Annotated in this window: 22 protein-coding genes and 1 pseudogene; 3 read left to right on the forward strand and 20 right to left on the reverse strand. The window is 45.1% G+C overall.

The window, feature by feature from the left end:
• Window positions 1-53 precede the first annotated feature (53 nt).
• Window positions 54-416 (forward strand): annotated as a pseudogene (locus tag AC13CK_RS13330) (transposase domain-containing protein); the annotation flags it as partial.
• Between the two features lie 174 nt (window positions 417-590).
• Here the strand turns inward: AC13CK_RS13330 and AC13CK_RS13335 are convergent.
• Window positions 591-1,352 carry a ferredoxin--NADP reductase gene (locus AC13CK_RS13335; protein ID WP_180180497.1) on the reverse strand — a complete coding sequence of 254 codons (762 nt, stop codon included), beginning with the start codon at window positions 1,350-1,352 and terminating at the stop codon, window positions 591-593.
• 85 nt (window positions 1,353-1,437) lie between these two features.
• Between AC13CK_RS13335 and gigC the strand changes: the two genes are divergently transcribed.
• The gene (gene gigC / locus AC13CK_RS13340) at window positions 1,438-2,316 is read left to right on the forward strand and encodes a LysR family transcriptional regulator GigC (RefSeq protein ID WP_004280761.1); all 879 of its coding nucleotides are present in this window, start codon (window positions 1,438-1,440) and stop codon (window positions 2,314-2,316) included.
• A gap of 38 nt (window positions 2,317-2,354) precedes the next feature.
• On the opposite strand, the gene AC13CK_RS13345 is transcribed toward gigC, so the two are convergent.
• From AC13CK_RS13345 to ndhC, 17 genes are all read right to left on the reverse strand, one after another.
• Complete coding sequence (locus AC13CK_RS13345; protein WP_425878692.1) at window positions 2,355-3,077, reverse strand: cold shock domain-containing protein; 723 nt, start codon at window positions 3,075-3,077, stop codon at window positions 2,355-2,357.
• Window positions 3,078-3,238: 161 nt separating this feature from the next.
• On the reverse strand, window positions 3,239-3,598 hold the full coding sequence (locus AC13CK_RS13350; protein WP_482831257.1) for a hypothetical protein: 360 nt from the start codon (window positions 3,596-3,598) through the stop codon (window positions 3,239-3,241).
• Window positions 3,599-3,790: 192 nt separating this feature from the next.
• Window positions 3,791-4,084 carry a cold shock domain-containing protein gene (locus tag AC13CK_RS13355; protein WP_004732065.1) on the reverse strand — a complete coding sequence of 98 codons (294 nt, stop codon included), beginning with the start codon at window positions 4,082-4,084 and terminating at the stop codon, window positions 3,791-3,793.
• Window positions 4,085-4,168: 84 nt separating this feature from the next.
• Window positions 4,169-4,804, reverse strand: a complete 636-nt coding sequence (upp, locus tag AC13CK_RS13360) for a uracil phosphoribosyltransferase (protein ID WP_004280765.1) — start codon at window positions 4,802-4,804, stop codon at window positions 4,169-4,171.
• A gap of 123 nt (window positions 4,805-4,927) precedes the next feature.
• Window positions 4,928-6,472, reverse strand: a complete 1,545-nt coding sequence (gene nuoN, locus AC13CK_RS13365) for an NADH-quinone oxidoreductase subunit NuoN (protein ID WP_425878687.1) — start codon at window positions 6,470-6,472, stop codon at window positions 4,928-4,930.
• A gap of 3 nt (window positions 6,473-6,475) precedes the next feature.
• Window positions 6,476-8,089, reverse strand: a complete 1,614-nt coding sequence (gene nuoM / locus AC13CK_RS13370; protein WP_004280767.1) for an NADH-quinone oxidoreductase subunit M — start codon at window positions 8,087-8,089, stop codon at window positions 6,476-6,478.
• 1 nt (window position 8,090) lies between these two features.
• The gene (gene nuoL, locus AC13CK_RS13375) at window positions 8,091-9,986 is read right to left on the reverse strand and encodes an NADH-quinone oxidoreductase subunit L (protein ID WP_253148105.1); all 1,896 of its coding nucleotides are present in this window, start codon (window positions 9,984-9,986) and stop codon (window positions 8,091-8,093) included.
• Complete coding sequence (nuoK, locus tag AC13CK_RS13380) at window positions 9,983-10,291, reverse strand: NADH-quinone oxidoreductase subunit NuoK (RefSeq protein ID WP_004280769.1); 309 nt, start codon at window positions 10,289-10,291, stop codon at window positions 9,983-9,985. Before nuoK ends, nuoL begins: the two co-directional genes overlap by 4 nt.
• Window positions 10,291-10,809 (reverse strand): NADH-quinone oxidoreductase subunit J, encoded by a 519-nt coding sequence (nuoJ, locus tag AC13CK_RS13385; protein WP_171054322.1) that lies wholly within the window; start codon window positions 10,807-10,809, stop codon window positions 10,291-10,293. Before nuoJ ends, nuoK begins: the two co-directional genes overlap by 1 nt.
• Complete coding sequence (gene nuoI / locus AC13CK_RS13390) at window positions 10,809-11,351, reverse strand: NADH-quinone oxidoreductase subunit NuoI (protein ID WP_004280771.1); 543 nt, start codon at window positions 11,349-11,351, stop codon at window positions 10,809-10,811. The genes nuoJ and nuoI overlap by 1 nt, the downstream gene beginning before the upstream one ends.
• 18 nt (window positions 11,352-11,369) lie before the next feature.
• Window positions 11,370-12,386: an NADH-quinone oxidoreductase subunit NuoH gene (gene nuoH, locus AC13CK_RS13395; protein ID WP_004280772.1), complete on the reverse strand. Its 1,017-nt coding sequence runs from the start codon at window positions 12,384-12,386 to the stop codon at window positions 11,370-11,372.
• Window positions 12,387-12,389: 3 nt separating this feature from the next.
• On the reverse strand, window positions 12,390-15,068 hold the full coding sequence (gene nuoG / locus AC13CK_RS13400) for an NADH-quinone oxidoreductase subunit NuoG (protein WP_425878683.1): 2,679 nt from the start codon (window positions 15,066-15,068) through the stop codon (window positions 12,390-12,392).
• 11 nt (window positions 15,069-15,079) lie between these two features.
• Window positions 15,080-16,411: an NADH-quinone oxidoreductase subunit NuoF gene (gene nuoF, locus AC13CK_RS13405; protein ID WP_005106202.1), complete on the reverse strand. Its 1,332-nt coding sequence runs from the start codon at window positions 16,409-16,411 to the stop codon at window positions 15,080-15,082.
• The gene (gene nuoE, locus AC13CK_RS13410) at window positions 16,408-16,917 is read right to left on the reverse strand and encodes an NADH-quinone oxidoreductase subunit NuoE (protein WP_005247901.1); all 510 of its coding nucleotides are present in this window, start codon (window positions 16,915-16,917) and stop codon (window positions 16,408-16,410) included. The genes nuoF and nuoE overlap by 4 nt, the downstream gene beginning before the upstream one ends.
• Window positions 16,918-16,931: 14 nt before the next feature.
• Window positions 16,932-18,719 (reverse strand): NADH-quinone oxidoreductase subunit C/D, encoded by a 1,788-nt coding sequence (nuoC, locus tag AC13CK_RS13415; RefSeq protein WP_004732074.1) that lies wholly within the window; start codon window positions 18,717-18,719, stop codon window positions 16,932-16,934.
• Window positions 18,720-18,810: 91 nt separating this feature from the next.
• Window positions 18,811-19,491: a NuoB/complex I 20 kDa subunit family protein gene (locus AC13CK_RS13420; protein ID WP_004280778.1), complete on the reverse strand. Its 681-nt coding sequence runs from the start codon at window positions 19,489-19,491 to the stop codon at window positions 18,811-18,813.
• 6 nt (window positions 19,492-19,497) lie between these two features.
• Window positions 19,498-20,043 (reverse strand): NADH-quinone oxidoreductase subunit A, encoded by a 546-nt coding sequence (ndhC, locus tag AC13CK_RS13425; RefSeq protein ID WP_004280779.1) that lies wholly within the window; start codon window positions 20,041-20,043, stop codon window positions 19,498-19,500.
• Window positions 20,044-20,615: 572 nt separating this feature from the next.
• Between ndhC and AC13CK_RS13430 the strand changes: the two genes are divergently transcribed.
• The gene (locus AC13CK_RS13430; RefSeq protein WP_425878679.1) at window positions 20,616-20,972 is read left to right on the forward strand and encodes a hypothetical protein; all 357 of its coding nucleotides are present in this window, start codon (window positions 20,616-20,618) and stop codon (window positions 20,970-20,972) included.
• 66 nt (window positions 20,973-21,038) lie between these two features.
• On the opposite strand, the gene bfmS is transcribed toward AC13CK_RS13430, so the two are convergent.
• Window positions 21,039-22,712 carry a sensor histidine kinase BfmS gene (bfmS, locus tag AC13CK_RS13435; protein ID WP_005104083.1) on the reverse strand — a complete coding sequence of 558 codons (1,674 nt, stop codon included), beginning with the start codon at window positions 22,710-22,712 and terminating at the stop codon, window positions 21,039-21,041.
• Window positions 22,713-22,754: 42 nt separating this feature from the next.
• Entirely contained in the window at window positions 22,755-23,471 is a 717-nt protein-coding gene (gene bfmR, locus AC13CK_RS13440; protein ID WP_004280782.1) for a response regulator transcription factor BfmR, read from the reverse strand.
• Window positions 23,472-23,831: the final 360 nt, after the last annotated feature.

The raw sequence follows: 23,831 nt of genomic DNA on the forward strand, positions 1-23,831 counted from the left end.
CATTTTGGAATTCATTAGAGAATCCGATGTCAGGTTTGGCATCGGATTTTTTTATGGTATTTCAGCAGGATATTTTAGATCTTAACAATCTGTTTAAGCTCTCGAATCTGAGTACTTTTATTCACAATATCCCCGTTGAGTGGGTCAAGTCCACACTTAGGTTGAGCAGTCCCGCGACTATTCGCAGGCGGTGCTTGCCTGCGGATCAGGTACTTTGGCTGGTTCTTGGAATGGCGATTTTCCGTGATGTCCTCATCCATGAAGCAGCAAGAAGACTCAATATTTGCACTCAGTGGTTAGCCTCTTATGACTTGCTGACGCGCATTAGTCTAACCAATACACGTAAACATCTTGGTGCAGATTCTGTGGAGTGGCTATTTCACCAGACCGATCAGCACTGGGGACAAGAGCATTATCCGGCTGGGCTGTCGGAACTTAGACAGGGATAGGTAGTTTGTTTTAGAGAGGCCTACAAGGCTTCGGAGAGTCAAAATGTTAAAAAACCGTTATCCCTTAGATCACAATGCCGCTCCTGTTAAAGGAACCGCATTGCCTTCAAGCAGGGGGTTTTGCTCATAAATCCTTCAACCTTACCAGTAATTCTCGACTGCAATATTGCCTTCACCACGGCGGTTCATGGTCAGGCCACGGGCTTTTAAAGCTTCTTTGGTATCATCGACCATATCCGGGTTACCACAAAGCATGACATGCGTCGTTTCCGGATTAAACGCGATACCTGCTGCCTTTTCCAGCTCACCATTGGCAATCAAAATCGGTAAACGGTCGTGCAAAGGTGCATCAGGCTCACGGGTAATAATCGGGATAAACTTAAAACCGGTATGTCCTTCACCAAAGGTCTCGGCGATTTCCTGAATCCGGTCTACATAAGCGAGTTCTGCCCGGGTGCGCACACTATAAACCAGATTGATTTTTTCGTATTTGCTCCAGGTTTCAAAGTCTTGCAACATACAAATAAACGGTGCCAGCCCTGTGCCGGTACCCAGTAACCACAAGTCTTTAGGCAAAGGCAATTGATAACGTGCCAGAGTCAGATAACCATAAGGAATTTTTTCCAGATGCAGCACATCCCCGACTTTGAGGTGCTGTAAATTGGAAGTAAATTTACCTTCTGGAACGACAATCGAGAAAAACTCCAGAGTTTCATCAAAAGGAGATGACACTACCGAATAGGCACGAACCACCAGTTCATCCCCCACTTGTAAACCAATACGCGCAAACTGCCCTGCCGTGAATTTGAAATGTGCTGGGCGTGTCATCGTAAAACTAAATAATGTATTGGTCCAACGGTGTACAGATAAAACTTTTTCTCGGGTAAATTTTTCAATTGACATGATTTCAACGTGGCATGAAAGACTATGCTCATGGTAGCATGGCAACATAATTTATTAATATTTTTTAAATGTTAAGGCTCTACTCATGCGCATGACTTTACGCCAATTGGCTGTTTTTGTAGCAGTGGCACAAGAGGGTACCGTAACGAAGGCTAGCGATGCCGTCAAGCTTACACAAAGTGCGGCTAGTATGGCTTTAGCAGATCTGGAAGATGGTCTGGGTGCTCCACTATTTGACCGTCTAGGCAAACGTTTACAGCTAAATGACCTAGGGCGCTTTCTTCTCCCTCAAGCCCTGGAAATTTTAGGTCGTTGTGAATCTTTTGAACAAGTCGCTAAAGGTGAGCTTCAAAGTATCGATTTACGTTTGGGTGCAACCCTGACGATTTCAGATTACCTGATTCCTGACCTGATGGCCGATTTCTTGAAAATCAAGCCGCAAGCACATTTACAGCTTCAAGTCGGTAATACCCGTCAAATGATTGAAGCGGTGAATCAGTTCCAGCTGGATCTTGCCTTAATTGAAGGTTCATGTCATTTGCCACAGCTCCAATGTATCCATTGGCGTGATGATGAGCTGGCTGTGTGCTGTGCGCCAGACCACCCTCTTGCGCAATTGAACCGTGAACTAACCGCTGAAGATTTCAAATCTGTAGAATGGATTTTGCGTGAAGAAGGTTCAGGTACCCGTGAGGTGTTTGACAATGCCATCTTGAAAGATGTACCAGATGCCAATATCCGTCTAACACTCGGTCATAATGAAGCGATTTTAAAAATTGTAGCGGGCGGAATTGGTATGTCCTGCATTTCCAAACTTGCGATTGAGCCTTTACGTGAAAAAGGTCAACTGGTAATTCTGGATACACCATTCTGGTCGCTGACTCGTCCGCTGTTCATGCTGGTACATCGCCAGAAATATCAGGGTCCAGGTCTGAGAGCCTTTATGAATTTTTGTGAAAGCTAAAATATTAGAAGCACCTTCAGGTGCTTTTTTAGGATTCATCAAAACTGACTTTCACATGGTATCCCATCGCCGTCACCATCCATTTTAGTATTTGGACAGTTACGAATGAAAAATAATGCTTCCTCATAAGAACCCATCTGACTACAGTGTTCTCGACCATCGCATTTAAATTGAGATACAGATGGTGCAGCCGTTTCTGAAGTTTTCGGATTAACGGGGTTACTTTGGCTTCTTAACTCAGTGCCGCGATTTTCCAGGTTCTTCCTGCCCTGCTCAGATAATCCTTGCATAGGTAGATCACCTTGCGCTGCTCGTTGCTCAGCGACAATTCGTTGCTGCTCTACCATCAGTCTTTCCAGCTTTTGCTGTTTTCGAATTTGGTAGCTTTGGTATTTGTTATAAACAAGAACAGCAAGAATCACCATAATCACCAGTCCTGATAGTGTGATTATTTTTGATGTAGTTGATGATTTTTTCTTTTCATAACGTAGAGAAGCTCTGGTTTCAATATCTCTATGTAGATCATTGTTTTGTGTAACAGGAACTTCTTGCTTAATATCCAAGCGAACAATATGGTTTGCCTTAAACTTTCCATTATCTTCCACAATCAAAAACTTTAATTTTTCCCCCATTTTTGGCGGAATATTTTTATTGGGAAAGTCTTTGACATGGAAAAATAAATCTTTGGATTGCCCTTCGATCTGAATAAAACCAAAACCACGATCTTCATTATAGGTTTTGATTTTCCCCTCTTGAAACATAATTCGCTCTTATCTTTAATATTTTTTATCATTGTAATCAAAAAGAGAATGAAAATCTTTTGTAAAATTCTCTAAAGCAGAAACACAAAAACTAGATGTGCATCTTATAGCGGAAGAATAGATCCCTAGTTAAAAGTAAAAAATTAAAATTTCTTTTTTATTTATACTTCACCAAAAATCATAAACCCAACAGCTGATGCCATTGCCAACCAAAGGGTCGGACTAAAGAAAAGTGAATTACGTACAGGAACAGCGACTGTGGGTGCCAAGGATTGCAAGGCGACGACTTCTGGCACAAATTCATCCTGCACTTTAATATCTAGACGTACCATGTTGTCTAATGTCATGCTGCCTTGTTGGGGAATGATTCTAAATTTAAGCCGATCTCCAATTTGTGGCTCAATTTCAGGCGAAGGTAAATCCTGTAACTTGAAACTTAAATCTTGAGCTTCTCCTATCAAATCCAAAGTACCCATACCACGTTCGGAATCGTAAGTTTTAATTTTTCCATCCCTAAACATGACACTTTTCTCTATAGACTTCATTTAATTTGTATTCTAAGCCCAAGGAAATGTTCAGCATTGTTGCTGTTCGGTGGATTTTTTATGTGTTATCTGTCTCTTTAAATATGTAAGCGGTGGTGCTATAAAAAAAGAGGCTCGAAAGCCTCTTTTTAAATGTGATTAAAAAAGATTAATTATGAGAATAATCCATTAACCACGGAAGTTATTTAACAATGCCGATGTAATTGATTTATTGTGTGTTGCCACTTTGGTTTTTTTAGCTTTCTTTGAGTTGTCTTCGACACGTTCAATCTTGATCGCTTTGTACTTATCGCCATTTTCAACAACATTAAATTTCACGCGTTCATTACGTTTTGGCTCGCCTTCTGCCGCAGGGAAGTCTGAAATATGGAAGAATACATCTCCCTCAGCGCAGCCAATAAAACCGAAACCTTTGGCAGGATCATACTGTTTGATTTTGCCCTGATACAATTCATCTTTCATGCTATTGTCCTATCCTGAAAATGCCCTGTCTACATTATATAAAAAAGAGGCTGTAGTAGCCCCTTTTTTCATCATATTCAAAAATTAGTCTTTTTGAACTGAACCAAAGATTTTATCGCCAGCATCGCCAAGACCTGGAACGATATAACCATTTTCATTTAAACCATTATCGATAGAAGCCGTAAAAATCACGACATCCGGATGCGTAGCTTCTACGCGCTTAATGCCTTCTGGTGCAGCAACCAGAACCATCACACGAATGTCTTTACAGCCGCTGGCTTTCAGTACATCAATTGCAGCCACTAAAGAAGAACCTGTCGCCAACATTGGATCAATGATCATCGCGATACGGTTTTGTACGTCTGGAACCAGTTTTTTATAATAGGTACGTGCTTCCAGAGTTTCTTCATCACGCTCTAAACCAAGTACCGATACTTTTGCACTTGGAATCAGGTTCAGGAAACCGTCGAGCATGCCAATACCGGCACGTAGAATTGGCACAACCGTGATTTTTTTACCCGCAATACGGTCAACTGTAACAGCACCATTCCAGCCATCAATGTCATGTTCAACCATTGGCAGGTCTTTAGTTGCTTCATAAGTTAGAAGCATGGTCACTTCTTGAGCTAACTCACGGAAATTCTTGGTACTGATATCTGCACGACGGAGTAAACCAAGCTTATGTCGAATGAGTGGATGACGGATTTCATGGATTGCCACGGGAGAACACCTAAAAGGTTAAAGATAAATTTCCGCTATTATAAAGGCTTTTATTGATTTGTATAAATAAAAAAGCCCCCAATCATGGAGGCTTTTTTGTAATAACGTCAATCTTTGCAGATATTAGTTAAAACCACTTTGAACCAAAGTGAAAATGAACTGTTGCAATTCAGGTGACATGGCAAAGAATGCATATTTAGATACTGCAATTACTGGATCTGGGTAGACACCGATCACAAGTACCGCAAGCGCAGCAAGAAGTACCATGATACCGCCCACTTTTTGACCCCAATGATTCACCGCATCTAAACGTGGTGTTTCAGGTGGTGTCATGTAAAGCACAACCATTACGCGCAGGTAGTAGTATAGACCGATACCAGAACCCAAGATAACCATCGCAGTCAGGAACCAGGCTTCGCCTGCAACCGCAGTTTTAATCACCAGGAACTTACCGATAAAGCCGGCAGTTAAAGGAATACCTGCAAGAGACAGCATCATCACCGTCAATACAGCAGTCAAGACTGGACGGCGCCAGAACAGACCACGGTATTCAGCCAAGCCACCCGCTTCATCCGTATTGTTATACGGACTAGACATCAGCGTAACGACACCGAACGCACCGATCGTGGTTAATACATAGGTAATCACGTAGACGTTTACACTTTCAAAAGTCGCGAAACCTTGAACTTGTAAGAAATCCGTATTACGTGAACTTACGATGGCAACCAGCAAATAACCAAAGTGTGCAATTGAAGAGTATGCCAAGATACGTTTCAAGTTCACTTGGCGAACCGCCAGCAAGTTACCTGCAAGGATAGACAGAACCGCAATAATTGAGATGATCGTGACGAAGCTGTCTGCCAGAATTAGACCCGAAGACAACGCATAACGAACAAACAGACCAATCATGGCTACTTTCGCAACAGTCGCAAGGAAAGTCGCGATTGGCGCTGGTGCACCAGCATATACGTCTGGTGTCCATTTGTGGAATGGTGCCAGCGATAATTTAAATGCTACTGCAAATACAATTAATGCCAGACCAATCACGACAGCCGGTTGACTGAATACAGTAAACAGTTTGCCTGGTTCAGCCACGAAACTTAAAGTACCTGTATATGCATAAATATATGCCATACCCATGAGCAGCATTGCTGACGCAGTTGCTGAAAGCACCAGATATTTCACACCCGCTTCAAGCGATTGAGAACGTTGATGTGTATATGCCAACAAGCCATATACAGGAATCGACATCAACTCAAGGCTGATAAAGAATGATGCATAGTGTGAGCTAGCCACCATTAGCATGGCACCCGCAACGGATGTCAGCATCAGGATATATAACTCTTCACGGTTATCTTTATAGGTTTCGATATACGCGTGAGATAGCGTTGCACATGCAAGTGCAGCAATCAGGATCACAAACTGGTACAGCATCGTAAATGGATCTACGATGAACAGATTCATCACGTTGGCAGGTGCAAACACGCCTGCCAACAAAACGAAAATGATATAGAACGCAGCAAGGTTTAAACCAATCACCGTGGTGGTAGCCACCAAGTTATGGTTACGCTTGATTGCGGTCAGCAACATCACGACGATCGCAGTTAACGACACGATCATCACAGGTGCTAGAGGCATAAGCTCAGAAAAAGACATTGTGAAGTTCATGGCTTATTGGATCTCCACATTTTCAAGTTGAGTCGTTACTTGATCAGCAACTTCAACCACTTCTTGAACTGGAATGTAGCTATTCGCTAACCACGCCATGCTTGAGTTAGAAACGTCAAGGAAGCTTTGTGGATATAGACCAAGCCAAAGTAGACCAAACGCACAGATCAACAATAATGCGATTTCACGTGCATTTAGATCTTTTAATGGATTTGTATAGTGCTGCTGTTGTGCTTCATTTGGTACACCAAACAGGGCTTTGTGAATCAGGATCAAACCGTACAAACCCGCAAATACCAAGCTGATTGCCGCAAGAATGGTAAACGCCGGAAATTTCGCATAAGCACCCATCAGGATCAGGAACTCACCAATGAAGTTACCTAGACCTGGAATACCCACCAACGCCGCAACGAAGAACATCAGGAAGAATGCAAGATACGGGAATTGACCACGCATACCACCCATCAAACGCATATCACGCGTATGCACACGCTCATATACCTGACCACACATAATGAACAGTGCAGCAGATGAAATACCATGTGCCAACATCATGATCATCAGACCTTGGAAGGTCAGGATGTTACCTGCGTAGATCGCAAGTAAAACGAAGCCCATGTGTGAAATAGAGGTATAAGCCAACAGGCGTTTCATGTCGGTTTGCTGGAAAGCACACCAAGCACCGTAGAAAATACCGATTAAACCAAGAATGATTGCGAAGTCTGCAAACTGTGCAGACGCTGCCGGGAAGAACGGAATCACGAAACGTAATAAACCGTACGCCGCAGTCTTAATCAAGATACCCGCAAGATCGACAGAACCCGCTGTTGGTGCTTGCGCATGCGCATCTGGTAACCAGCCGTGTAATGGGAAAACTGGAAGTTTTACCGCAAAACCGATGAATAAACAGATCATGAATGCATAAGCCACCGCTGGCGCCTGAGCATCAAGCGTATTCGCCACACCTAATAGATAGTTATAGTCGAAACGGATTTCACCCGTCATGGTATAGCCCACAGTCACCAGACCAAGGATACCAATCAGCATCACCAAACCGGCAACCTGCGTGTAAATGAAGAACTTGTTAGCTGCATAAACACGTGACTTGCCCTCTGCCCCTTTATGACCCCAAAGGGCAATCAGGAAGTAGATCGGCACCAGCATCATCTCCCAGAAGAAGAAGAACAGGAATAAGTCAATCGCCAGAAACACACCGATGACACCACCTAAAGACCATAAAAGGTTCAAGTGGAAGAAACCAACGTTCTTTTGAATCTCGCCCCATGAACAGCCTACTGCCAATACACCCAGGAGTGCAGTCAAGCCAACCATAAGAAGTGATAAACCATCCACTGCTAAGTGAATGTTAATGCCCAGGGTTTGAATCCAAGGCAATTTGAATTCGGCAGCCCACGAAGGTGTAGCACCGCCTAATTCATAGTTGTAAGTACCAGTCTGCCAAAGGACGATGGTCAAGACCAAGGTCACCAGCATACCGATCAGCGCGATATAACGCGGCAAGTGTTGGTCGAGTTTATCGACCAACCAGCATATGAAACCTGCAATGAACGGAATGAGGATCAGAGCCGGCAAAATAATATTGTTTGGAGCTTCCATTTTATTTCCCCACGACCTGAATCACGATCAAGATCATCAGTAGGACAACGACACCGAGCCCCATACTAGATGCATATTCACGCAGTGAACCGGTTTGACGTGAACTTGTAAAGCTGTGACCACCTTTAACAAGTGCAGGAAGTACCAGCCATAGGCCATCAATAGGATCACGACCAAAGATCTTCGCGAACATTAAATATGGCTTCACGAAAATGAGGTCATACAGCGTATCGAAACCTAATGCATTACGGCAGATGTTGACCAGGCCAGCACCTACAGAAGTGGCTGCAAAACGTTTGACTGCATTGTAAGCAAAAGCGAACAGTACTACACCCACTGCAAGACCTGTCAAAGCAACAGCAATTGCGATGTATTCAGCACCATGTGCACCTGCTTCAAGCGCTTCAGGAATAATGAAGGCTGGAATTTGTGCAGCATCCAGAATACTCATTACCGGTGCTTTTAGTACGATCGCGAGACCTGTTGAAAGTACAGCAAGAATCGCCAGTGGCGCCCAGTAAGTTGCACCTTTGATTTCATGATAAGGCGTGTTTTCTTTGCCGAAGAATACAACCCAGATTAAACGGAATGTATAAATAGACGTTAAGAATGCACCTGCAACACCCACCCAGTACAGCGTGTTATACACTGGTAAACCAGCAATATGACTTTGCGTCCAGACTGCAGCAAGAATCGCATCTTTTGAGAAGAAACCAATCGTTAGGAATGGAATCGCTGCCAATGCACCGCCACCAATCGCGAAACATGCAAACAGGAATTTGTTCTTGTAGAACAGACCGCCCATCTTGAAGATGTTTTGTTCGTGATGGTAAGCCAGAATCACCGCACCAGACGACAAGAACAATAATGCCTTGAAGAATGCGTGAGTCAGCATATGGAACAGACCTGCCTGGTATGCTTCAGCACCTACCGCCATAAACATATAACCGAGCTGACTCATGGTTGAGTATGCCAGAATACGTTTGATGTCGGTTTGAACCAGTGCAGCAAAACCAGCCACAAGCAAGGTCACCGCACCTGTGATCGAAATAAATACCATCACTTCTGGTGCAAGTTCAAAGACTGCGAATAGACGGCAGCACAGGTAAACACCCGCTGTTACCATCGTTGCAGCATGGATCAATGCAGAAACAGGTGTTGGACCTGCCATCGCATCGGCTAACCATGTTTGTAACGGGATCTGTGCAGATTTACCCGCCGCACCCAAGAACAATAACAATGCTGTCCAGATGGTCAGAGATGAACTTTGGGTCATTACAGTCGCTGCATTTTCAACGATGTACTGAATGTTCAAGGTACCGAATTGCTGGAAGATCAGGAACATGGCAATCAGCAAGAATACGTCACCGATACGGGTCACGGTAAATGCCTTGATTGCCGCCAGACCGTTTGCAGGGTTCTGGTAGTAATAACCGATCAGCAGGTATGAACACAGACCTACGCCTTCCCAACCCAGGAATAACAACGCCAGGTTGTCACCCAATACCAGCAATAACATGCTTGCAACGAACAGGTTGAAGTAAGAGAAGAAACGTGCGAAGTCTTCTTCACCGCGCATGTACCATGATGCAAAGATGTGAATTAAGAAACCCACACCAGTGACCATGCCCAGCATCAATAAAGACAAGCCATCCAGCTGCAAGCTGATGCCCGGAGCAAAACCGCCAACACTGAACCAGGTCCAGAGATGTTGCACAACTGCAGTTGAACCATTATTCACAAAGTCCATACCCGCAATCAGTGCGAACAGTGCAGATAAACCGACTGCACCGACACCAATCATTGCTGCAACAGATTCCGGAAGCTTGTTACGCCCCGCCGCTAACAGGACAAAACCAATGAGCGGAAATAAAATTGTTAGATATAAATAACTCATCCGCGCATCTCACTAGCAGCATCCACATCCAGGTGATGGAAGCGATGATAGAACTGAAGGACGATCGCAAGACCAATACAAGCCTCTGCCGCAGCAAGCGTCAGGATCAGGATAAACATGATCTGACCATCTGGCTGTGCCCATGCACTGCCCGCCAGGACGAACGCTAAAGCAGCAGCGTTCATCATGATTTCAAGGCTCATTAAAATAAATAGTAGGTTGCGTCGCACCATTACACCGTAAAAACCCAGTGCAAAGAGAATAGATGCAACGATCAAACCATGCTCTAAAGGGATGTTGCCCATTATTCTTTTTCCTCTTCTGCATCTGGTTCACGTTTACCCAAATGGAATGCAGCTACCAAGGCAGCAAGCAATAACATCGCGGCAACTTCAACCAACAACAAGTATTGCGTAAAGAGTGCTTGACCCACTGCTTTCGGGCCCACCATTTCTGTACCCATTACCAGTGAAGCTTGTGTGTAATCAGAGTTTAATACCCATACCAGCACCAAACCGATCAGGAAGCTCATCAACGCCGGATAAGCCCAAGCCGATGAAGTCAACCATTTACGTTCTTGTTCAACGGTCTGCTCACCCAGGTTCAGCATCATTACCACGAACACGAACAACACCATGATCGCGCCCGCATAAACGATCACTTCCAGCGCACCAGCGAATGGCGCACCGACGATCAGGAACATGCCTGCGACTGCAAGCAATGACACGATCAGGCTTAATAAAGCATGTACCGGATTCGCGTTAGTCACCACGCGAACCGTAGAGACAATGGCCACGAGGGCCATTAAATAAAATGGCCACATCATGGTAATAGACTCCGTACATCAACAGGTGCACTTTCACGCTGTGCTTGACCTTTGTCCTTGCCTGCAACTGCCATACCGGTTACACGGTAGAAGTTATAGTCAGGATATTTACCAGGACCAGAAATCAGCAGGTGTTCTTTTTCATAGACCAAGTCCTGACGAACATATTCGCCAAGCTCGAAGTCCGGGGTCATCTGAATCGCAGTGGTTGGACACGCTTCTTCACACATACCGCAGAAAATACAACGCGAGAAGTTGATACGGAAAAATTCCGGATACCAGCGACCATCTTCACGTTCTGCTTTTTGTAGTGAAATACAGCCTACCGGACAGGCAACCGCACACAGGTTACATGCCACACAGCGTTCTTCGCCATCAGGGTCGCGCGTCAATACGATACGACCACGGAAGCGTGGTGGCACGATTTCTTCGGCCGGCACTTCCGGATATAAAATGGTGTCACGTTTACGTGTTGCGTGGCTGAACACCATCCACAACGAACGAACGATTGACCCGAATCCAGCTAGAAATTTAAACATTTTGTTCTCCCTGCTGTCTTAGGCCTGATTCATCAGAATCACAGCACCAGTTACCAAAAGGTTAACCAACGCCAATGGCAAGCAAATTTTCCAACCAAAGTTCATCACCTGGTCATAACGTGGACGCATTAATGAACCACGCGCCAGTACAAACATCATTACAAAGAATGCTGTTTTGATAATGAACCAGAATGCTGCTGGAAGGAACGGAATATCAAGGTTGAATGGCGCAAGCCAGCCACCGAAGAATAAAGTCACGATCAATGCAGAGATCAGTACCACGTTGACGTATTCCGCAACGAAGAACATCCCCCACTTCATACCGCCGTATTCAACATGGTAACCTTCTGCCAATTCCTGTTCTGCTTCTGGTTGGTCAAATGGGTGACGGTGCGTGACCGCAACACCCGCAACCACAAAGATCAGGAAGCCAAGGAACTGAGGAATCACAAACCAGACATCTTTTTGCGCTTCAACGATTTCACGCATGTTGAATGAACCGGCAATTGCCACCACACCCATCAACGAGATCCCCAGGAACACTTCATACGAAATGGTTTGAGCCGCAGAACGTAAACCGCCCAGTAAGGCATATTTGTTGTTTGATGACCAGCCACCGAACAGGACTGCATAAACTGCAATACCCGCCATTGCCATAAAGAACAACAGGCCGATGTTCATGTCTGCTACACCTAAATAAGGTGATACAGGAATAACCATGAACGACAGCACCGCAGTTGCCATCGCAACTGCTGGCGCCATACGGAAAGTCAATTTGTCAGCAAACTTAGGTGTCCAGTCTTCCTTGAACATGATTTTCAGCATGTCGGCAACAATCTGGAACATACCACCCGGACCAACACGGTTCGGACCGTAACGGTCTTGCCACAAGCCGAGTAAACGACGTTCAATAAAAGACATCAACGCAGCGATCAGTACTACAACCAGCAAGATCACAATCGCTTGAATGACTGAATAGGCAATTGGCCAGTTTTCAGCCCACAGCGGCGTTTGACGGATTAATTCTTGTTCCATGAATTACACTCCTACCGCGACTGAAACAGGCTCTGCAAGAGATACCGTCGGTGCCAGACCGATTGGGTAGCCAATATAACCTGTCGGTAAATATTCAATCACTTGAACTGGAAGAACGATTGATGTCTCACCTGCTTTCACCGTGATTGTCTGACCATCTTGAACATTCAGGCGCGCTGCATCCTGCTCACCCACTGCAAATACCGCTTCAGGAATACGCGTTTCCATCGCTGGTGTTTTTACCGTGAATTCACCTGAACCAAAGATATGGTGCATTGGTACCAGACGGAAGCTTTCAGCATTGACCAGAACAGGTGCCGGTGCCACGAAGGTACGTGCCGGACGTTTTGCCAAACGGTCGAATAAACGAACGCCTGAATCACCACCTTTGAGTGAACCACCTACAGTTTCCTGGAACTTGCTCCAAGCTTGTGGCGAGTTCCAGCCTGCAGACCATGCAAATGGAACCAGTGGAGATGGAGTCTGGTCTCCGACATAACCTTCCATCGAGAATGTTAATGCGGAGTCTTTATCTGTAGGCTGTTTCGGCTCATGTACAGACAATGGCGAACGCATTGAAGTACGACCTGAGTAACGACGTGGTTCACGTGCCACTTTCAAGCCATGAACACGGAAGCCCGCATCAGGTGCAACATCCAGAATGCCTTCAAGCGCAGGAACGTTTTTCGCCACTGACTCGATCACATCATCCAGTAAAGTCCAAGAAATCGCTTTGCCTTTTACGCCTGTTTCCAGAGCGTGTAACCAGCGCCAAGATTCCTTGATCGCCAATTCAGGATTGTAGTAGCTTGGGTCATACACTTGGTAGAAACGTTGTGCACGGCCTTCTTGAGAAACGACAGTACCATCACCTTCAGCAAACGATGCAGCAGAAAGTACGATGTCGGCTTTTTTCACTGTTGCAGTTTCAGAGTGATCCAGTACGATCACATCTTTGCCTGCAAGTGCAGCATCGACCTGTGCAGCAGGAAGACGACGGTAAAGGTCGTTTTCAACCACAATCACAGTATTGTAATCTTGTGCAAATGCTTGCTCCAGGCTTTGACCACCCAAGATTGCCATACCCATCGAGTTCACTTCAGGAACCGTCAAGGTCAGACCTGCATTACCCAGATTCTGTGCAACTTGTGCAGCAGCTTCCATAATGGCAGGATCTTGCAAGCTTGTACCTGAGATGATCAGTGGTTTCTTCGCAGCTTTTAAAGTGTCCGCAATGGTTTGTGCAAATGCTTTGGCATCGTCATCTAAACCAAGAATCGTTTCACCCGCAACTGCTGCAGCAACTGCAAAACCTAAACGTGCGATGTCGTTTGGAGAAGCAACCACTTCACCTTCAGCAACATCAGACAAACGGGTTTGTGTCGCAGCCAGGATGTAAATCGGAGATTTCGCATCTTGTGCAATACGTTGTACCGGTTCAGCCAACCACTCTTGCGTACGGCGCTCTGCCGCCATCTCTTTGCCTTTATTTTTCGCAGCCTGGCGAACAGATAAAGCCATACGTGGCGCAGTTTGTGTGAGGTCTTCACCCAAAATTAACACAGCATCGTAGCTTTCAATTTCACGCATGTTCGGGTTGTAAACACCCTCGGTTTGCATGATAGAAGCAGCAAGTTCAACCAGGTTTTGCTCTTTTTGAGATAGACCTGTTGAGAAGTTCTCTTGACCCACCAACTCACGAAGTGCGAAGTTCGACTCAAGTGATGCACGCGGTGAACCAATACCCAATACTTTTTTGCCCTGGATATTTGCAATGACCGTGTCTAGTGCTGCATCCACTGAAACAGTTTCAACAGTTGCACCTTGACGGAATTGTGGTTGACGCGGACGGTCTTCACGGTTCACATAACCTGTACCGAAACGGCCTTTGTCGCATAAGAAGTACTGGTTGACTTCACCGTTATAACGGTTTTCTACGCGGCGAAGTTCGCCATAACGTTCACCCGGAGAGATATTACAACCTGAAGAACAGCCTTGGCATACGCTTGGCGCATACTGCATGTCCCATTTACGGTTGTAGCGAGCCGAATGAGTTTTGTCGGTGAATACACCTGTTGGACATACTTCAGTCAGGTTGCCCGAGAATTCAGACTCTAAAGTACCTGATTCAGGACGACCGAAGTACACACGTGATGCATTGGCATACACGCCGAAGTCCGTACCACCTGCGTAGTCTTTGTAATAACGCACACAACGGTAACACGCGATACAACGGTTCATTTCGTGAGAAATGAATGAGCCAAGCTCCTGGTTGTAATGGGTACGCTTCGTGAAACGGTAGCGACGACGGTCATGCTGCGTCATTACAGTCATATCTTGTAAATGACAGTGACCCCCTTCTTCACAGACTGGACAGTCGTGCGGATGGTTGGTCATCAAGAATTCAACAATCGAAGCACGGAAATCTTTGGCTTCTTTGTCTTCAATCGAGATGTAGGTATTGTCAGATGCTGGCGTCATACATGACATGACCAAACGGCCACGCGTATCTTCTGGATTCGCGTACTGGGTCACGGCACATTGACGGCAAGAACCGACAGAACCTAAGGATGGATGCCAACAAAAGTATGGGATATCAATGCCAAGACTCAAACATGCTTGTAGCAAGTTTTCCGAGCCGTTGACTTCATACGATTTGCCATCGACATGAATTGTAGCCATAGTCGAATTCCTTAAGCTTGTTCTACGTTGCTGGTTTGAGCGGCGGCATTCACAACCTTCGCTTCAAATTCGCCACGGAAATATTTGAGTGCGCCCATAAGCGGCTCCATTGCACCCGGTGCGTGGGCACAGAAAGTTTTACCAATCCAAAGCTTACGAGTCAGTTCTTGTAAGTGATCGATATCTTCTTTCTTACCTGTGCCATCTTCCAGTGCTTTCAGCGCTTTCACAGCCCAAGGTAAGCCATCACGGCAAGGCGTACAGAAACCACATGATTCGCGTGCAAAGAATTCTTCGAGGTTACGTGTCGCTGAAACCATACATTGGGTTTCATCTACCACCATCAGTAAGCAAGTCCCTAAACGCGAACCTGCTTTCATGATGCTTTCCGCATCCATAGGAAGATCAATATGCTCGGCAGCCAGGAAGTCAGTCGATGCACCACCCGGTAACCATGCTTTCAGTTTTAAGCCGTCACGCATACCACCCGCATGGTCTTCAATCACTTCACGTGCTGTCGTACCAAATGGAAGCTCCCATAGACCCGGGAATTTTACCTTACCTGATGCACCATAAATCTTGGTGCCTGGATCTTTCGACTTACCCGCAGACAAGTTGATATACCATTCAGGACCACGCAGCATGATGGCTGGTAAGTTGTTGTAGGTCTCTACGTTGTTGACAATCGTAGGACGACCCCAAGCACCTGCAACTTGCGGGAATGGCGGTTTAGTACGCGGGTTGGCACGGCGACCTTCTAGCGAGTTAATCAATGCAGTTTCTTCACCGCAGATATAACGACCCGCACCGGTATGCACGTGTAACTCGAAGTTCCAGCCTGTACCAAGGATGTTATCCCCTAAGTAACCTTTGGCACGAACTTGCTCAAGTGCTTCATTTAAGTACTGAGCAGCTTCAATGTACTCGCCACGGATAAAGATATAACCGTGTGTTGCTTCAAGCGTATAGCCTGCAATCAGCATGCCTTCGATCAATTGATGCGGAAGATCTTCCATCAACAAACGGTCTTTAAAGGTACCTGGTTCCATCTCATCGGCATTACAAATCAGGTAACGTGGACCTGAGTTGTCGTTTGGCGCCATCAAAGACCATTTGATACCTGCCGGGAAGCCTGCACCACCACGACCTTTTACAGTCGCTGCCTTAACCACTTCCAATACATCTTTAGGCGACATGCTCAGTGCTTTTTTAAAGCCTGCATAACCTTCCAGCGCTTCGTAATCATCTGCATTACGTACGTTGGCTTGTTTGCTTAAACGCCATGTTAATGGATGCGTTTCCGGGTTACCGTCGCCATAAATTGGTTTTGGTTCAGTATTCATACATACTTCTCCAACAGCTGTTTCACCGAAGTCACTTCAACCAGACCGTGCGTGTCTTCATCAATCATCAAGGTTGGACCTTTGTCACAGTTGCCCAGACAGCAAATTGGCAGCAAAGTGAAACGACCATCTGCAGTCGTTTGACCAAAAGAAATGCCTAATTCGCGCTGGAATGCTTCTGCCAAAGTTTCTGCACCCATCAGGAAACACGCAATCGAATCACATAACAAAATTACGTGACGACCGACCGGCTGACGGTAAATACGGTTATAGAACGTTGCCACACCTTCAAGGTCTGCAACGCTCATGCTGAGCATTTGTGCGATGGCATTCATTTGCGCATCATCTACCCAGCCATTACGGCGTTGTACACACTTCAGCGCATCTAGACACGCTGCACGTGGGTATGGGTAGTGCCCCATGTGATGTTCGATATCGTGAATTTCGTCCGCAGTCAAAATTCCTTCAACATTCACACGTGGCTTTTTATCAGTCAAAATCATCATAATGCGTTTACCCCTTAGCGATCCACGTCAGCCATTACGACGTCAATGGTCGCTAAATAAATGATTAAGTCAGACATTAAGCTGCCGTTAATCACAGAAGGCATTTGCTGTAAATGCGTGAAGGTTGGTGTACGGATACGGGTACGGTAACTCATAGTTGACTTGTCTGAAGTCAAGTAGTAGTTCGACGCGCCTTTCACCACTTCCGCCATCACAGATGCTTCACCCGCCGGCATTACAGGACCCCAAGATACGCTCAGGAAGTGCGTAATTAAGGTTTCAATATCTTGTAATGTCTTGTCTTTTGGTGGTGGAACAGCCAGTGGATGGTCTGCTTTGTACGCACCAGACGGCATATTATCTAAACATTGTTTGATAATTTTCAGTGATTCTTCGATTTCACGGTAGTGAACGATGACACGTGCATAGGCATCGCCTTCGTACTCAACCGGCACTTCGAAGTCATAATTTTCATAACCGCTATATGGACGGTATTTACGTACGTCAAAGTCGATACCTGTAGCGCGTAGACCTGTACCTGTTACACCCCAAGCCAATGCAGATTTTGCATCATATTGCGCAACATTACGGGTACGACCCACAAACACCGAGTTTTTCAGCGCTGCAGTATGATATTCCTTCAAACGTTTCGGCATCCAGTCCAAAATTTCACGGATCAGGTGCTGCCAGTTGTTTGGAAGGTCATGTGCGGTACCACCGATACGGAACCATGCCGGATGCATACGATAACCGGTGATCGCTTCAATCGCGTCATAGATTTTCTGACGGTCAGCAAACATGTAGAAGACTGGCGTCATACCACCGGCATCTTGAATCGCAGTACCAATGAACAACAAGTGGTTATTGATACGGAACAGTTCAGACATCATCACGCGGATACATTGCGCACGGTCAGGTACAGTAATACCCGCCATTTGCTCTACGCCAAGCACGTAAGGCATGTTTTGCGCACAACCACCGAGGTAGTCGACACGGTCTGTATACGGAATGAATGAATGCCAGGTTTGACGTTCAGCCATCTTTTCCACACCACGGTGGTGATAACCGATGTCAGGCACACAGTCTTTCACTTCTTCACCGTCCAGCTGCAAGATCACACGGAACGCACCGTGCGCAGATGGATGGTTCGGACCCAAGTTCAGGAACATGAAGTCTTCATCGGCATTGCCGCGCTTCATACCCCAATCTTCAGGGACGAAACGAAGATGTTCCTGTTCGTAGTCCTGTTTGGCTTTATCTTGCAAATACGGCGTATATTCAGTCGCACGTGCAGAATATTCTTTACGTAGCGGATGACCTTCCCAATAGGTTGGCAACAAGATACGACGGAGCATTGGATGCCCTTCGAAATTGATCCCGAACATATCGTAAGCTTCACGTTCGTACCAGTTGGCATTTGGCCAAATATTGGTTGCCGTCGGAAGATTCAAATCGCTTTCTGCTAAGGCAACTTTAATACGAATGTCAGTATTACGCTCGAGCGACAACAAGTGATAGAACACTGTGAAGTCAGACGCAGGTAAACCGTCGCGGTGCGTACGCAGACGCTCATCTACCGCTGACAAGTCGAACAACATCACGTAAGGACGTGACACTGTACGCAAGAACATTAAAACTTCTTGTACACGTGCGCGCTCAACCCAGACTGTCGGGAAATCCTCGAAAGTCGTTTGCACAAAGAAGTTCTCACCAAATTTGGTTTTGAGTTCTTCAATAATGGCAAATGCTGGGCGTGAATCAACAGGCGTTGATTCTGGCATAGCAATGTCAGTTTCAGCCATTGGCTTGGCTTCCTATTTAATACAAATTCAGTCAACCTAAACGACAATTACACCCATAGCGGGTGCACAACAAAACAACCTGTCGTTTAAATTATTTAATTTCATCCATTGAGCGCAGATTTTTCACAGCAACACGCTGGTCTTTCTTACGGTCACGTTCCGGCATCATCTTTGGCTTATACACTGGCTTAAGATCATCACCGATCACCGCAGAAAGCGGACGACGCTCTAGTTGAATCTGGTCTTGCAACAGCATCAATGCCTGAATCAAAGCTTCAGGACGTGGTGGGCAACCTGGAATATACACATCGACCGGGATGATTTTATCCACACCTTGTACGACTGAATAAATATCGTACATACCACCTGAGTTGGCACATGCACCCATTGAAATGACCCATTTTGGTTCAAGCATCTGTTCGTACAGACGCTGAATTACTGGCGCCATTTTTACGAAGCAAGTACCCGCTACAATCATTAAGTCCGCCTGACGCGGTGAAGCACGGATAACCTCGGCACCAAAACGTGACAAGTCATGCACGCCGGTCAAGGTCGTTGCATATTCTACGTAGCAGCAAGATGTACCAAAGTTAAATGGCCAAACTGAGTTTTTACGACCCCAGTTGACTGCTGTATGTACCACATCCTCTAAGCGAGTCATGAATACATTTTTATTCACTTCTTCTTCTAGCAACGGATCTTCTACAACAATACGTTCCTGAAGTGGATATTGGTCAGCATTCGGATTCGCACGGGTTAATGTATATTTCATCCCGTCTTACTCCTTATCAGATAATTGAGTTTGTGACTTTTTCACAAAACCAGATGATTGAGCCGGGATTTGACCCGTTGGATCCATCACCAATTCTTCAATCGAGTTGAAGCGCGTAATTTCTGCAAGATCCATATTTGGCGAACCAATCTTAGCTTTAATTCCTGCTGCCTTACGTCTGTCTGAAGGTGCCCAATTGAGTGCGCCTGTCGATAATTCGTAAATCAAACCAACAAGTAAAACTATGATAAAGATAGCTGCAGTTGCAAAACCAATCCAACCTACCTCACGAACAGAAACTGCCCATGCATATAGATAAAGTGCTTCTAAATCAAACACCACAAAGAAAATTGCAACTAAATAGAACTTTGCAGACAAGCGGATACGAGCTCCACCTGCGCTAACTACACCTGACTCAAACTGCTCCTGCTTGGCACGGCCCCATGATTTACCCCCGAGGAGTAATGGGACAGTCAGCATAAAGACGCATAAAAATGTAACGCCGATCACGAAGGCAATAATTGCCCATTCGTATGGAGTAATAGCACTCATGCGGGGATAACTCCTGGCAGGCCTATTTGTTAACAAAGAATGTATGTATTGGCCTTCAAATACACCAAACACAAAATTAATCCCGCCAATTGTACCTGATTTTGGATTTCACTTGCTAGTTTATAAGCCTTAGTCTTTGGGATGATTTTTTAGACATTTCAGGATTTAATTTGACTTTAATCATTCAGAATTCGTTTTAATCGTTTTCCCAAATTAAATTTTAATTATCTATTAATTTTTCTATAAAGAGCACTTCCAGAAAATAGGCTGATCGATGAGCTGCTTTTCTCGCCCACCCATTTAGATATAGTCTTTTTCACTATTGAATCCAAGTTAAATCGGATAAAAACTTATTTTAACAACTATTTTTTCTTTCAAACCAATTGATTTAACTTGATATTTAATGTGATTTTTTATATTTAACTGTTGCTTTACCCCCTGCAGCTACTTGGTAATCTTGGATTGGCAATTGTGTCTTTTTGCAACATGCTCAACGGACTGATTCAGAATATGTTATTTCTATTTCTAAACCACATCATGACATTAATAAAGTAACAATAAGGAGTCCTTGCATGTCTCTACGCTTTTCCCATCGACCTAATTATTTTTTATTTGCTCAATTACTGGTTAGCCATATAGAAAATTACATCCAGAAAAATCCCAACATAAGCCAGGCAGCTTTTGACTTACGTGACATCCATGCACTTTTTCAAGAGGACCATGCTTCTTCCAGCATCAATCTGGATGGCATTATGAATATCGCTGACGAATATAAAGTCGAAACGTTATCAGGCGACCAAAAACTGATTCAGCGTTATAATGTCGATGCGAAAAACACCAAACTGTTGATCGACTTTAACCCTGAAGCGCTACAAAGCTTAAAAGAGGGCAAATCACTCATTGAACCTGATGCGACCATTCAGGAATAAAATCTCTTCCAATAAAAAACGATGCTGATGCATCGTTTTTTTATGACCAAAATCATTTACACAATATCAAGCTAAATGATCACTCGCTTCCTCTGGCTTTTTTTCCAGCATTTTGCGCTTACTCTTCTTGACATAACGTTGTGCCGGCCAGGTCATGGTAAAACGCGCACCACCCAGCGTCGGGCTTTGATCCACCTGAATCGTGCCACCAAACCAGTACGCAATCCGGCTGACAATCGACAAACCTAAACCATAACCACCCGACGCACGGGTACGGCTATCATCCAGTCGGGCAAAGGCTTCAAAAATGCGGGCACGATCTATTTCTGGAATCCCCGGCCCGTCATCTTCAACGCAAACATAGGCCTGACCATCCTGATCCAGACCGCCGCTAATCAAGATTTTATTATCGCAATAACGTACAGCATTGCCGACCAGATTCTGAATTACACGATGCAGATAACGACGCTCCGCCTCTACTGTGACCGCAACAGGCATTGGATGTAATTCGATGATTTTCTGGGTTTTCAGCGCTTCAGTTTCTTGTGCCACCTGATTCAGTACGTCATACAGATCGATTTGCTCAAACTCAATCGACGGCATGCCCTGTTCCAGTTTGGCATAGGTCATGATCTCATCAATCAAGGTATTCAGCGCTTCAATATCTTTATCAATCTGTTCCACCTGTTGCAGACGATAATCGTAGTCATCTTCATCCGCCATCATTTCCACACCAAAGCGGATTCGTGCCACCGGTGTACGCAACTCATGCGACACCGCACGCATCAACTCACGCTGCGCTTCGATCAAACGCTGGATATGATCTGACATATTGTTATAGCTAGACGCCAGTGTAGACATCTCGTCACTGCCTTCCACAGGAAGACGCAATGACATATTACCCGATTTCATTTTGTTTAAGGCATAGCTGACTTCACGCAACTTACGCTGCATCGGAACCAGAAGACCATAAACACCCAGACTCAACACAAAAAGGCTTAATAAGGTAATACCGGTCGCCAACTGGAATGGCATCCAGTTAAACAAGGGTACCGGCCCCATGACCAATACTTGCGAGGTCGAACCAGGAATCGGTGAAATAATTGAAATTGTGGTACCACGAATAGAGGCATTGTCGCGGTATAAAATGATGCTGTGATCCAGACGCAGACGTCCGATTTGCTCGGAGTCTAAAGGTAGATTCTGGACATTTTCGATAGAAACCGGATAAGAAAAATAATCCTGAATACGAGCCAGATATTCTTTTTCCTGACCTGGATAGTAGACCAGATAGTCCAGGATAAAGACTGGTAAGGCCTTCATCTGGCGCTCAGTAATACTGTCGGCCTTAATATAAAGGTAATGACCCGGGTCATCGCGCAGCCCAACCACAATATAGGCAATACCTGATTCGGCGTCCCAACGCACCACCGCTTTTCGTTCGGCAATACGGCGCCCTTCAGCACGGGTAATATCGACCTTACTGGCTTCTACATAATGGATAGGTAATTCCAGCAAATCGGAGGCATCAGAAACCCAATCCATCTTTTGCTGGAGATTTGGCTGGCGTGCGACCCCTTCACTGATGATATACGCCATACCATCAGTCAGGGATTCGCGATATTCTTGCGCACGCTGATAGTTGATAATCTGTACCAACAAATAGCCGAACACCGCCACCAAGACGACAAGGATGACGAGTCCTGCGTATATACGCAAAAATATACTGTGTTTAAACACCTATAATTTATCCTGCTTGTTCAAGCAACAAACCACATTTGCTTAAAGACCATTGGTCTCTTTAACAAAAAGATAACCCTTACTACGTACTGTTTTAATACGCTTCGGATTTTCTGGATCGTCACCGATTTTTGGACGGATACGAGAAATACGCACATCGATTGAACGGTCTTGACCATCATATTCGATACCACGTAAACGCTCGAAAATATCTTCGCGAGAGAGAATACGGCCAGCATTCGATGCAAGCAACCATAACAGGTCATATTCTGCACTGGTAAAATCAACCAGATCGCCATTTAAGGTCACTGAACGGCCGCCATTGTCGATGACCAGATCATCAAATTCGATGCGCTGTGCCACTTCATCTTCAGGCACCTTGTCAGTACGACGCAGCAATGCACGAATACGTGCCAGCAATACACGTGGCTGAACCGGTTTAGCGACATAGTCATCTGCACCCATTTCCAGACCCAAAACCTGATCCATGTCTTCAGTACGCGCAGTCAACATCAAAATCGGTTGATGATAATGTGGACGCACTTCACGGCAAATGGTCAAGCCATCCGCACCTGGCAACATCACATCCAGCACCACCATATCTGGCTGCTCGGCAATAATCCGACGAATGGCACGGTTACCATCCGGCTCTACCCCCACCTCAAGTCCGTTACGAATGAGGTATTCTTGCGTTAAACGGGCAAGACGCTCGTCATCTTCAACAATTAAAATCTTGGGTAACTTTTCTTCTTGGCTCATGTATTGCCCCTTATTTGGTGGATCTACGCTATAGGCGTATCCTTTTGAAATCCAATAGATACGTTTTTAATATGCTTGCAATATACACACGTTTACATTGTAAACAAGATAGCGTTCACCAAACTGATACATCAAGATAGCATTTTGTAATATTTTATCGTGCATTTTTTGGACAATTATGCTTGAAACAGTGGTTTAGATCTGATTTTCGATTTACACAACTATTACATGGACAAAATATGACTGCTTGATTCCGCACTTTTTAGTTATCCACAGTGTTATCTATAAGCACTTTCTTGGGACTTTGTTATGCTATGCCTTGCCTGATAAGGCTTATACAAAAATCAATAAAAATAGCGA

This window comes from Acinetobacter sp. L-24 (assembly GCF_056857555.1).

Coding starts and splice junctions, on each gene's coding strand:
- nuoL (WP_253148105.1), bottom strand. CDS start 9,986: ATGAGTTATTTATATCTAACAATTTTATTTCCGCTCATTGGTTTTGTC.
- nuoM (WP_004280767.1), bottom strand. CDS start 8,089: ATGGAAGCTCCAAACAATATTATTTTGCCGGCTCTGATCCTCATTCCG.
- nuoG (WP_425878683.1), bottom strand. CDS start 15,068: ATGGCTACAATTCATGTCGATGGCAAATCGTATGAAGTCAACGGCTCG.
- AC13CK_RS13420 (WP_004280778.1), bottom strand. CDS start 19,491: ATGAAATATACATTAACCCGTGCGAATCCGAATGCTGACCAATATCCA.
- AC13CK_RS13355 (WP_004732065.1), bottom strand. CDS start 4,084: ATGAAAGATGAATTGTATCAGGGCAAAATCAAACAGTATGATCCTGCC.
- nuoF (WP_005106202.1), bottom strand. CDS start 16,411: ATGAATACTGAACCAAAACCAATTTATGGCGACGGTAACCCGGAAACG.
- gigC (WP_004280761.1), top strand. CDS start 1,438: ATGCGCATGACTTTACGCCAATTGGCTGTTTTTGTAGCAGTGGCACAA.
- nuoI (WP_004280771.1), bottom strand. CDS start 11,351: ATGTTTAAATTTCTAGCTGGATTCGGGTCAATCGTTCGTTCGTTGTGG.
- nuoH (WP_004280772.1), bottom strand. CDS start 12,386: ATGGAACAAGAATTAATCCGTCAAACGCCGCTGTGGGCTGAAAACTGG.
- nuoN (WP_425878687.1), bottom strand. CDS start 6,472: ATGAACTTCACAATGTCTTTTTCTGAGCTTATGCCTCTAGCACCTGTG.
- AC13CK_RS13335 (WP_180180497.1), bottom strand. CDS start 1,352: ATGTCAATTGAAAAATTTACCCGAGAAAAAGTTTTATCTGTACACCGT.
- nuoE (WP_005247901.1), bottom strand. CDS start 16,917: ATGATGATTTTGACTGATAAAAAGCCACGTGTGAATGTTGAAGGAATT.
- nuoK (WP_004280769.1), bottom strand. CDS start 10,291: ATGGGCAACATCCCTTTAGAGCATGGTTTGATCGTTGCATCTATTCTC.
- AC13CK_RS13430 (WP_425878679.1), top strand. CDS start 20,616: ATGTCTCTACGCTTTTCCCATCGACCTAATTATTTTTTATTTGCTCAA.
- nuoJ (WP_171054322.1), bottom strand. CDS start 10,809: ATGTGGCCATTTTATTTAATGGCCCTCGTGGCCATTGTCTCTACGGTT.
- bfmR (WP_004280782.1), bottom strand. CDS start 23,471: ATGAGCCAAGAAGAAAAGTTACCCAAGATTTTAATTGTTGAAGATGAC.
- nuoC (WP_004732074.1), bottom strand. CDS start 18,719: ATGGCTGAAACTGACATTGCTATGCCAGAATCAACGCCTGTTGATTCA.
- AC13CK_RS13350 (WP_482831257.1), bottom strand. CDS start 3,598: ATGTTTAGGGATGGAAAAATTAAAACTTACGATTCCGAACGTGGTATG.
- ndhC (WP_004280779.1), bottom strand. CDS start 20,043: ATGAGTGCTATTACTCCATACGAATGGGCAATTATTGCCTTCGTGATC.
- AC13CK_RS13345 (WP_425878692.1), bottom strand. CDS start 3,077: ATGTTTCAAGAGGGGAAAATCAAAACCTATAATGAAGATCGTGGTTTT.